Origin of the sequence: Pseudophaeobacter flagellatus, assembly GCF_021228235.1 — a bacterium.
In the GTDB taxonomy this organism is placed as follows: Bacteria; Pseudomonadota; Alphaproteobacteria; order Rhodobacterales; family Rhodobacteraceae; genus Pseudophaeobacter; species Pseudophaeobacter flagellatus.
The window spans coordinates 737,842-748,081 of record NZ_JAJQRG010000001.1; the positions used below are offsets into that span (position 1 = coordinate 737,842).

Here is a 10,240-nt window from a genome sequence, read left to right on the forward strand (position 1 = left end):
AAACTGACAGTGGTGACCGATTCAAACGGGAACCAGTCGATCCAGGTCGAACCCGCTGGATCAATGGTTTCCGCGCCAGATGCCCTGGCTTTGAAGCAATGCACTGACACGCTCTAGACTGATATTAGGGTGACCAGATTAGTTTGTTAAAAGGCACTTTTTATTGCATCGCCACCTGCGCACAGCCACAGGAGGCAAATACACCATCCGAACGCGCCTGCGCCTGGTCAAGCTTCTGTTTGATGTGGCGGATCTCTACCGTTTCGCCACGCGCTTCAAGACAGTCGTGTAATCCCTTGAGGCTCCAGACATTATCTGGATGAACCGAGGCCCGCGACAGGGTGTCATCCAGACCAAGATCAGCGCGGTAGACCGCTTCGGCCTCGGCTGTATGGCCCTGTTCCAGCAGCAGCGCCCCCAGCGCATGGCGGGTGGGCTGCATCCATCCCCAGGGTTCGTCATAGGGCAGGGTGTCATCCAGCGCGACTGAGCGGCGTAGATGGGCGTAGGCCTCGGCGTAGTTGCCCTTGCGGTATTCAATCTCGCCGCGCAGCATTTCGCGTGCAATTTCAAGCAGGTCTACAACACGATTGTTGTGCATCAGGCGGCTGTCGGGCACGCGCGCGCGGGCGGCAAGAAAGCGCTGCTCCTCTGCTTCGGCCTCTGCCACACGCCCCGTGGCGGCATAGCCGATTGCGCGGGCATAGTGCACCGTCGCAGTCAGGGTGCAGTAGAGAGTTTGGTCCTGCGGCAGACCCAGCGCAATGCAGTCTTCCCAGCGGCCAAAGCGGATCAGGATATGCGGATGCATCGCCATGTAGGATTCAAAGTAATCGGCCATTGGCGGGCTTTCGATGCGCAGCATCTCTTCGGGCGTGGTGTCCCACAACCCCTGATTTGCCTGTAGGGCGGGTTCCATTTGACCCAGAAACAGCGCACCATAGATGACAAAGTGATAGTTGTGCTGGCGGTAGCCTGTGTAGATGTTGTAGGCGCCTTCGCGGTCATAGTATTTCAGGTCAGCCGTGATCGCCTCTTGGTTCCACAGCACCACATCGTGATAGTTGCCGCAGAGCACATCAATATGGGTCGGCATATGCACCAGATGGCCCGCATCCGGCACCAGACGGCGCAGCACATCACCGGCTTTCAGCGCTTTCTCTGGGGTTGGGGACATTTCCATCAGATGCACATAGAGATGCAGCAGGCCTGGGTGCTGCATGGCGCCGGGCTGTCTTTCCATTGCCTGTTCCAGTATCTGCTGCGCCTCTGTGGTGGCGGCCCCGGGGGCTGGTGTACCTGTCTTCAGGTCCCACATGTTCCAGGGCGTAAGGTTCAGCAGGCTTTCGGCAAAAACAGTGCGCAGCTCCAGATGATCGGAACAGCGGGCAAAGGCCGCCCGCATCGTATCGGCAAAGGCCTGGTCCCAGGTCTGCATATCATCGCTTAGGTCGCGTTGTGGATAGCGGGCTTGTAGGGCGGTGATGAGCAAGGTTTCGGCCTCGGTGCAACCTTCCACATGGGCCAGCGCCGCGCGGCTGGCATCATAGGCCAGGCCCAGGGCTTCAGCCCGCCCGGTTTCGTCGTGCAATTCCCAGGGCATATTGTAGTTTGGCCCCGCCGCATAGGACAGACCCCAATGGGCCATGGCACAGCGCGGATCACATGATAGGGCCTGTTTGAAACAGGCGATCGCTTCTTGGTGGTTGAAGCCATAGGTCCAGTTCAAGCCGCGATCAAACCAAAGCTGCGCCTGTGGCGATGTGGTGGTGATGGGGCAGGAATAGCTGCCAAGATCATATGGATAATCCATGAAACCCCCTCCAAATATCTGGAGAGGTTAGGAGTTTTTCAGGAAAGCAGCAAGCGTGCGATGGCTAGAACAGTCGCTTTTCAACACGCGCCATATGCAGCATGATGCCGAAACTTATAAGCGACATGCACAGGATTGGCAGGGCAACCGGCACCAAAGAGCCATCAAACAGCAGGCCAATGGGCGCGGCAATGGCTGCGGCGCAAACGGTTGAAATCGCCCCAATTACCGAGGCCGCCATGCCGGCAATATGCCCCATCGGCTCCATCGCCATGGCGTTGAGATTGCCGAGGGTGGTACCAGCCATAAAGAACACGCTGGTCTGCCAGGCTACAAACAGGCCAAAAGCAACAGTGTCAGGCAGGCTCAGCCCTTGAAAGAGCAGTATCAGCCCGGAACAGAGGATCTGCGCGGCCAAGGACCAGGTTACCATGCGGCGCATACCAAGGCGCACAACAACCGCTGCGTTCAACACGCTGGCGCTGCCTGCCATCAGCGCGACAAAGCCAAACCAGAAGGGAAAGCTGTCGGCGCGGGCAAAAATCACGTCATAGATCTGCTGCACCATGGTCAGCATGGTGAACAGGGTGGCCAAGCAGAAGGTCTGAACCAGGATGGACAGCCGCACGGTCGGGTGCAGGATCATCTCGCGCACCGCCGCCAACATCAGCGGAAAGCGGAAGGGACGCCTGTTTTCAACCGCCAGGGGTTCTGGCAGACGGATCATGGTCCAAAGAGAGATGACCAGCGCAAACAGCGCAAAGGCAGCAAAAATTCCGCGCCAGCCGGCAAAGAGGATAATCCCCTGACCCAGCATCGGTGCAAAGGCCGGCACCAGGGTAAAGATCATCATGGCAATCGACATCATTCGTGCCATTTCACGGCCCGAATAGAGATCGCGCACAATGGCCAGCGCCACAACCCGTGGCCCTGCCGCGCCAAGCCCCATGGTCACCCGCGCAATCAGTACCAGTTCAAGCGAAGAAGAGGCCCAGGCCACTGCGGCCGAGACGATATAGATTACAGCCCCTGCAACGATCACGGGTTTGCGGCCAAAGGCATCAGACAGCGGGCCGGTGAAAAAGGTGCCAAGCCCCATCCCCAGGACAAAGGAGGTCAGGATCAGCTGCGCCCGGTTGATATCTCCGGGGCTGAGTTGCGCACCGATTTCCGGCAAGGCCGGCAGCATGGCATCAATGGAAAAGGCAATGGTTGCCATCATCATCGCAACCAGTGAAATAAATTCTGCCTTTGACATGGCGTGCTGGGGTGTCGGTGTCATTGAAATCCTTTGCAAGACTTCGGTGGTCCTGAAATTGGATCCTGACCGGGCCTTTTGGCTTCGCGCTATCACGGCGGTGAAAATAGCACCATGCTTGAGAGTGCACAGTGCTATGTGCATTGTTGTTTTGTGTAGTTTCAGCGCCCGCACCGTCACCGCGAAGTCGCCCCTTGCAGCCGGGGGCCTGCCGCAGGGCATGGCGCGGCTGCGACGGGTTATTTCTTTGGAGGGTGTGTTTGTGCCGTGACGGGGGGGTCATCCGCATTGGCGGCAGGCGATTCGTCATCTTTTGTGCCATCTCCCAGTCGGGCAAACAGCCATTCATTGTGCTTTTGCCGTTTCGCCAACTGCATCTGGGCAAATTCATTCATCGCAAGGGCAAAGACCCCAAGCCCGCCAAAAATCAGGGCGGTGGTCGCCAACTTGCCGGCTGCGGTCACCGGGACCAGATTGCCATAGCCAACCGTCGACACGGTGATCACGGTAAAGAAATAGGAATCCAACCAGCTCCAGCCTTCGGCAAAGTGAAAAAACACAGTGCCCGAAGCCAGCACCACAAGCAGGGCAACAAAGATGGTTAGACGCCGCAGTTGGGTCATGCGTTTTCCGTAGGATTCTGAAGTTGTTCCATAATATCGGAAATAATCTGCTTCCACATATCGGGCTGCTGGGCACCGGGGACCGCATGCTGGTTGGCAATGATAAAGGTCGGAACCGATGTCACCCCCATTTTGCGCGAATGGGCATCGCGGTTGCGGATATCTTCTCGGTCACTGTCACCAGACAGCAGTTTGCGCACCACGTCGGCCTCTAGCCCCACATTGGCGGCAATCTCTACCAGGACGTCGGTATCGCCGATATCGCGCGCCTGGGTAAAATAGGCATCAAACAGGGCATCCACCATGGCCCCTTGCTTGGCCTCTATCCCGGCCCAATGGATGAGCCGATGTGCGTTTATGGTGTTTGGCGTGCGCTGCATGCCCTCAAAATCGATCTTCAATCCGGCCTTTTCGGCATTTTCCACCACGGGTGCATAGGCCCGCACCGCAGCCTCTTTGCCGCCAAACTTGGCCTCCAGATAGGCGCGCCGATCCATGCCCTCGGCTGGCATATCCGGGTTCAGCTGGAAGGGGTGCCATTCGATGACAAAGGGATGATCCGGAATTTCGGCCAGTGCCTTGTCCAGGTGGGTCTTGCCGATATAGCACCAGGGGCAGATCGGGTCGGAAATAATGTCAAGCTTCACGGGCGGCAGATCAGCGGTCATGGGCTATCCTTTGAAATAGGCGGGCAGGGCGCGGCGCAGCAATTTGCCATTGGCGCCACTGGGCAGAGCGTCGAGATGGACATAGGCACGGGGCTGTTTATAGCGGGCCAGATGCGCGGCGGCAAAGCGGTGTAATTCGGCTGGGTCCAGCGGCGTGGGGCCAGTGTAAAAGGCGACGATGATATGGCTGTCGGTTTTGACCTCGACCGAGGCGACGCCAACCTGGGTTATGTCGGGATGTGCCTGCAGCTGGGTTTCCACCTCGATCGGCGAGACCCGAAAGCCGCCGGCATTCATCATGTCATCATCGCGCCCGAGATAGCTAATCTGACCATCCGGTGCCATGGTGCCCTGGTCGCCAGTCAGGAACCACTCTCCCTGCATCCGCGCGGCGGTTTCTTCCGGAGCATTCAAATAGCCCAGCATCAACCCAGGATCGCTGGCGGCAATGGCGATGGTACCGGCTTCGCCATAGGGCACTGGCCCATCGGGGCCAAGTATGGCCACGCGACGGCCCGGCTGTGGCTGGCCCAGGGCCTGGCCACGCGCTGGATGCGCCGGGCTGGAGGAAATGAAGGTGGAACATTCCGACATGCCATAGGCTTCGAACAGATCGGTGCTCGTGGCGTGGCGCCAGGCCTGATGCAGATGCTCGGACAGTTTTTCTCCGGCGCAAAGCCCGTGGCGCAGATCTGGCAGATCCAGTGGCGCGTTGGACTTAAGAATCTTTCGGTAAACCCCCGGCGCTGCAGCAAAAAGGCTTGCCTTGTGGTCGCGCAGCAGGGCGGGCAGATGCATCGGATCGGTGCCCGGTTCCGGGATCAGCGCGGTGGCGCCGATGGTCCAGGGATCCATCAAGCCGGTGCCCAGCGTGAAAGTCCAGTTGAAAGCGCCGGCATGCAGCAAGCGATCATCGGGTTTCAGATCATACCACCCCTGTACCATCATTTGGCGCGCCCAGATGGCACGATGGGCATGGGCAACAGCGCGGGCCATGCCGCTGGTGCCAGAGGTATAGACCGCATAGGCCATCCGATCAGCTGGTCCCATGGCATAGTCGCAGGGCGGCAAAGCCCGCATTGCCTGCAGAGCGGGCAGTTCAATCTGCATCGGGTGCGCCGCGCAAGCGACTGTCGGGTCACGAAAAATTGCCGCTGCATCAAGATCTGCGATCATCTTGGCGGTTTCGCCCTCGGTCAGCTGCGACGAGGTCGGAACGGGTATGAGGCCCGCAGCAATGGCCCCCAGATAGGCAATGGGGAAATCCACGGTATTGCCAAGGCGCATCAACAGGATTTGTCCCGGCTTCAGCCCCGCCTGCAACAGCCCGGTGCCGGTGCCACGTACCGCTGCCTCTAGCTGGGCAAAGGTCCAGATCTGCGCCCCCTTGGCGCCAATGACCTCTAGCGCCGGTTTGTCGGGCAGGTTTGGGGCCTGGCGCAGCACATGGGCGGCCAGATTGAAGGGCGCGGGGCAGGGCGCAAAGGCGCCTTGATCAAAGAGAGATACCATATCCTTTGGCTAGCCTGACAAGTGCTGCGTTGCAAGCATGCAGCGGGCATCTTATAGAGACCGCATGACAGGACGCGACCCCAAATCTTTGATCACCATCGCCCGAGCCAATGGCGAGGAGCGTGACGCAGAACCGTTGGACCTGGGCGCGCGCGTACGCGAGCTCCGCAAGGCGCGGGACTGGACGCTGGAACATGCGGCCAATCAGGCTGGGCTGGCGCGATCAACCCTGTCAAAGATCGAAAACGGCCAGATGTCGCCGACCTATGAGGCCCTGAAGAAGCTGGCTGTCGGGTTGGAAATCTCAGTTCCGCAGCTGTTCACCCCGCCGCAGCGGGATCAGGTCAACGGGCGCATGACGGTGACCAAATATAACGAAGGATCGGCCCAGGCCACCGCCACCTACGAGCACGAGCTGCTCGCAGAGGGGCTGCGGCGCAAGCAGATGTTGCCTTATCGCGCGCGGGTGCGGGCGCGCTCCATGGATGAATTTGACGGCTGGGTGCGGCACGACGGCGAAGAATTCATGTATGTTCTGACCGGGGTGGTGAAGCTCTATACCGAGTTTTACGAACCAGTAGAGATGCGGCGCGGCGATAGCGCCTATTATGACGCGGCGATGGGCCATAATGTGGTCTCAGTCAGCCAGGATGATGCCACCATCCTTTGGGTCACCTCACTTAGCTAGCAATCGGCCAACGTCTGGGGTTGGCTGTTGCGGCGATGAAATCTTTCTGAAATCAACCGATTAGATCTGGTCGGGTTCATTTTATCCTGCAAGTTTTAAATGCGCGATACCGGGCCCGTTTGGCGCAACACGCGTCGCGGACCAGTCGCAGGCCTTTCCTGATTAGGCCTGATCTGTCGCCAACTCTGCATGCAGGCTCTCGGTGAACAGGAAGTCGTCAACCTCTTCCTCGGCTTCGCGCAGGGTCAGGTGATGGGTGTCAGCCAGATATGCAACAAAGCCGTCTCGGTCCTGGGCAAGGCTGGGGACTGTTTCGGCGCAGAGATGCGGGAAACGCTGTTTGGCGCGTGGATACATACTCTCCCAACGCCACGGTGAAGGAAGGGTCGTCATGATTGGTACCCCCATCGAAACAATAACCATTCATCATGTCAATTATATCAAAAGCTATGAAACAAGGGAACACGGGAGTTTTGTTGCCTTTTAACGGGATAGCCAGTGTCACTCTGTGGCCTGGTACCACCAGACCTCTGGCATAAACCCGGTTCGGTCGCCGTAAATTGGCAAAACATCCGGAAAATGTAGCTCTTTCACATGGGCGATACGCCCCTTGTCAAAGGACCAGATGGGAATGACATAGCGCCCGGCGGTCAGTACCCGGTCCAACGCGCGAGTGGCGGCGGTAAAATCTTCTGGGGCGTCTACCGTGAGCATGTGATCAATCATTGCATCCACCGCAGGCGAGGCAATTCCCATCAGATTGCGGCTGCCGGGCTGATCTGCCCCGGCGCTGCCCCAATAGAGGCGCTGTTCGTTGCCCGGGCTTAATGACAGCTCACGGCGTAACCGGGTGAGATCAAAGTCAAAGCTGCTCTGGCGGCCAACATATTGCGCGTTATCAACCATTTCCGGTGTCAGGGTGATGCCCAGACGGTTCAGCGCGCGCGCATAGATTTCGATCACCGTCTTCATCTCGCTATCGCCCTGGCGCAGCAGAACATTCAGGCGCAGCTCGGTGCCATTTGCATCGCGCAGTACTCCATCCTGAACGCTGAGGCCCGCCTCTTGCAGCAGCGCCATGGCGCGACGCAGGTTCTTGCGGTTGCGCTTGGTGCCGTCGCTTTGTGGCAGGCGATACCCGGAGAGGGTGCCGGGGGGCAGATCTTCGGCAAAGGGTGCCAGATATTGCGCCACGCGACCGCTGGCTGCTCCGGGCTGCATCCCGAGGTGGGAATTGGAAAAATAAGAACTGATGCGCTGCTGCGTCCCGCCGGTAATGGTTTCATTGATATATTCAAAGTTGAAGGCCAGGATCAGGGCCTCACGCACCCGCCAGTCATCCAGTGGCGCGCGGCGGGTGTTGAAGGCCAGCCCGGTCATGCCGCTGGGGCGCTGATGAGGAATTTCACTTTTGACGATGCGCCCGCTTGTGACGGCGTCAAAACCATAAGCGCGCTGCCATTTATCCGCATTGAATTCGCGGTAGGCGGTCAGCTCGCCTGCTTTAAAAGATTCGAATAAGACCGTCTGATCACCGAAAAAATCAATCCTCAGTTGATCAAAATTCTGGGTGCCAACCCGGAAGGGCAGATCCTTGCCCCAGTAGTCGGGATTGCGCCGCAGGGTGATTTGACGTCCCGCCTCGAAGCTGTCGACCACATAGGCGCCGGTGCCAATGGGGGCCTCTGTCAGCCCCGAAGACGCAAAATCTTTGCCCGCCCACTGGGACCGTTTCAAAATAGGCCGCATGCCGGCAATCAGGGCAAGCTCTCGGTCCTGGGTGTTGAAGGTGATGCGCAGGCTCAACGGTCCGGTTTGGCGGATTTCAGCCACTTTGCTCCAGAACCCGCGATAGCGCAGGTGTCCCTGGGTGCCGAGTGTTTCGTAGGACCAGATTACATCCTCTACAGTGACCGGGCTGCCATCGGAGAATTTTGCTTCCGGTCTGAGGGTGAATTCGACCCAGGATCTGTCCTCTGGAAATTCAACTGATTCGGCCAACAGACCGTAAAGAGAGAAGGCTTCGTCCCAGGAACGGCCCATCAGGCTCTCGTATCCCCAGAACCGAAGCTGCCAGGGTGGCGTGCCTTTTTGGGCAAACGGATTAAGCGTATCAAAACCGCCAGTGTTGCCAAAGACAACTTTGCCCCCTTTGGGCGCCGAAGGGTTAGCATATGGTAAGGACACAAAATCCTGTGGTAGGCTTGGGTCACCGTACATAGCTATGCCATGAGATGATTCTGCTAACAGGGGGGCAGCACCGCCAAGCAGCAGGATTCCTGTGGTCGCGAGTTTAAGTTTTTGGAAAAAAACTGAGGTCATTTTGGCAACAATCCCATCGGGCCCATATTTTCTTGGGTCTACACCGCATCTGCGCTTTCTTGTCATTTCAAACTTTTAGCTTGGATGAAAGGCAGAAATTGCATATAAAGAGGTCACTGCTCGATAGGTTTCTTGCCTGTATGAAACCTGCCTCAATAACTTTACGCCCGCTTCGCGCGGGCGTTTTTTTTGTTAAGGATTTTCGAGCCGCCTGACCCCATCATGTTCTGGGCGGCCCTTTGAGGCCCAGGTTTGTCTGCACCAGATGCAGCGGCTGCTACGTAGTCCTACGCGTTTCATTTGCGCCTGCAGCATGGCAAGAAGAGAAAACGCCTTATGACAGAGACCAGGAAAGGGACAGCAGATGACTCTCACAGGAAAAACCGCGGTGATCACCGGATCAAATTCGGGCATTGGCCTAGGGATTGCGCGGGAACTGGCGCGCGCGGGGGCGGATGTAGTGTTGAACTCTTTCACCGACCGGCCTGAGGATCACGAGATTGCAGCCCAGATCGCAGCGGAGTTCGGTGGTAAGGCCCGCTATATTCAGGCGGATATGTCCAAGGGCGAGGCCTGTCGCGGGCTGATCGAAGAGGCGGGCGCCTGTGATATCCTGGTCAACAACGCCGGCATCCAGCATGTGGCACCGGTGGATGACTTCCCGACAGAAACTTGGGATGCCATTCTGGCGATCAATCTCAGCTCTGCCTTTCATACCACTGCCGTTGCCCTGCCCAAGATGCGCGCCACTGGTTGGGGTAGGGTGATTAATATCGCTTCGGCGCATGGGCTGACGGCCTCGCCCTTTAAATCGGCTTATGTCGCGGCAAAACATGGGGTTGTGGGGCTGACCAAAACAGTGGCGCTGGAAACCGCAGAAGAGCCGATCACCTGCAATGCCATTTGTCCGGGCTATGTGCTGACGCCGCTGGTTGAGGCTCAGATCCCGGATACCATGGAAAAATACAACATGTCGCGCGAAGAGGTAATCAAGCAGGTCATGTTGGAACGCCAGCCCTCGAAGGAGTTTGCAACGGTGGAACAGCTTGGCGGTACAGCTGTGTTTTTCTGTTCTGATGCAGCGGCGCAGATCACCGGCACTACCCTAAGCGTGGATGGCGGCTGGACCGCGCTGTGAGAGTTGCGCCTGTGGCCTGCTCGGGCATGTTGCGCAAATGAAGGCGATAAGCCCGAGTGGCGCGGCATCCCGGCCATGACGCAAGGATCAGGGGCGGCTTCTCTAATTGGGTGTTTGGGTCAAGCTCGTTTTCCTTTTTTCATGGGCCATTGTCACTCATCCGGGTCACGCTTCTCTTCGCAGTCTGACTGATGACCTGATGTCATCGCTGCACGCAT

9 protein-coding genes are annotated in these 10,240 nt (G+C 58.0%); 2 read left to right on the forward strand and 7 right to left on the reverse strand.

The features are described 5' to 3' along the window. Nucleotides 1-160 precede the first annotated feature (160 nt). The 5 genes from LRK71_RS03485 to LRK71_RS03505 form a co-directional block, all read right to left on the reverse strand. Entirely contained in the window at nt 161-1,813 is a 1,653-nt protein-coding gene (locus tag LRK71_RS03485) for a tetratricopeptide repeat protein (RefSeq protein ID WP_232401096.1), read from the reverse strand. A gap of 64 nt (nt 1,814-1,877) precedes the next feature. After that, on the reverse strand, nt 1,878-3,095 hold the full coding sequence (locus tag LRK71_RS03490) for an MFS transporter (RefSeq protein ID WP_232401097.1): 1,218 nt from the start codon (nt 3,093-3,095) through the stop codon (nt 1,878-1,880). A 215-nt stretch (nt 3,096-3,310) separates the two neighbouring features. Beyond that, the gene (locus tag LRK71_RS03495) at nt 3,311-3,694 is read right to left on the reverse strand and encodes a potassium channel family protein (protein ID WP_232401098.1); all 384 of its coding nucleotides are present in this window, start codon (nt 3,692-3,694) and stop codon (nt 3,311-3,313) included. After that, a complete protein-coding gene (locus LRK71_RS03500; protein WP_232401099.1) occupies nt 3,691-4,362 on the reverse strand; it encodes a DsbA family oxidoreductase in 672 nt (223 codons plus the stop codon). The genes LRK71_RS03495 and LRK71_RS03500 overlap by 4 nt, the downstream gene beginning before the upstream one ends. 3 nt (nt 4,363-4,365) lie before the next feature. Next, the gene (locus LRK71_RS03505) at nt 4,366-5,874 is read right to left on the reverse strand and encodes a class I adenylate-forming enzyme family protein (RefSeq protein WP_232401100.1); all 1,509 of its coding nucleotides are present in this window, start codon (nt 5,872-5,874) and stop codon (nt 4,366-4,368) included. A gap of 64 nt (nt 5,875-5,938) precedes the next feature. Between LRK71_RS03505 and LRK71_RS03510 the strand changes: the two genes are divergently transcribed. Beyond that, nucleotides 5,939-6,562 carry a helix-turn-helix domain-containing protein gene (locus LRK71_RS03510; RefSeq protein ID WP_232401101.1) on the forward strand — a complete coding sequence of 208 codons (624 nt, stop codon included), beginning with the start codon at nt 5,939-5,941 and terminating at the stop codon, nt 6,560-6,562. A gap of 162 nt (nt 6,563-6,724) precedes the next feature. On the opposite strand, the gene LRK71_RS03515 is transcribed toward LRK71_RS03510, so the two are convergent. Both LRK71_RS03515 and LRK71_RS03520 read right to left on the reverse strand, forming a co-directional pair. After that, entirely contained in the window at nt 6,725-6,955 is a 231-nt protein-coding gene (locus tag LRK71_RS03515; RefSeq protein ID WP_232401102.1) for a hypothetical protein, read from the reverse strand. A gap of 108 nt (nt 6,956-7,063) precedes the next feature. Continuing rightward, nucleotides 7,064-8,884 (reverse strand): extracellular solute-binding protein, encoded by a 1,821-nt coding sequence (locus tag LRK71_RS03520; protein WP_232401103.1) that lies wholly within the window; start codon nt 8,882-8,884, stop codon nt 7,064-7,066. A gap of 364 nt (nt 8,885-9,248) precedes the next feature. Between LRK71_RS03520 and LRK71_RS03525 the strand changes: the two genes are divergently transcribed. Next, entirely contained in the window at nt 9,249-10,022 is a 774-nt protein-coding gene (locus tag LRK71_RS03525) for a 3-hydroxybutyrate dehydrogenase (RefSeq protein WP_232401104.1), read from the forward strand. Nucleotides 10,023-10,240 lie beyond the last annotated feature (218 nt).

What these genes read in the sequence shown, in the direction of transcription:
- LRK71_RS03485 (WP_232401096.1), bottom strand. Translation starts at nt 1,813, where the DNA reads ATGGATTATCCATATGATCTTGGCAGCTATTCCTGCCCCATCACCACC.
- LRK71_RS03490 (WP_232401097.1), bottom strand. Translation starts at nt 3,095, where the DNA reads ATGACACCGACACCCCAGCACGCCATGTCAAAGGCAGAATTTATTTCA.
- LRK71_RS03495 (WP_232401098.1), bottom strand. Translation starts at nt 3,694, where the DNA reads ATGACCCAACTGCGGCGTCTAACCATCTTTGTTGCCCTGCTTGTGGTG.
- LRK71_RS03500 (WP_232401099.1), bottom strand. Translation starts at nt 4,362, where the DNA reads ATGACCGCTGATCTGCCGCCCGTGAAGCTTGACATTATTTCCGACCCG.
- LRK71_RS03505 (WP_232401100.1), bottom strand. Translation starts at nt 5,874, where the DNA reads ATGGTATCTCTCTTTGATCAAGGCGCCTTTGCGCCCTGCCCCGCGCCC.
- LRK71_RS03510 (WP_232401101.1), top strand. Translation starts at nt 5,939, where the DNA reads ATGACAGGACGCGACCCCAAATCTTTGATCACCATCGCCCGAGCCAAT.
- LRK71_RS03515 (WP_232401102.1), bottom strand. Translation starts at nt 6,955, where the DNA reads ATGACGACCCTTCCTTCACCGTGGCGTTGGGAGAGTATGTATCCACGC.
- LRK71_RS03520 (WP_232401103.1), bottom strand. Translation starts at nt 8,884, where the DNA reads ATGACCTCAGTTTTTTTCCAAAAACTTAAACTCGCGACCACAGGAATC.
- LRK71_RS03525 (WP_232401104.1), top strand. Translation starts at nt 9,249, where the DNA reads ATGACTCTCACAGGAAAAACCGCGGTGATCACCGGATCAAATTCGGGC.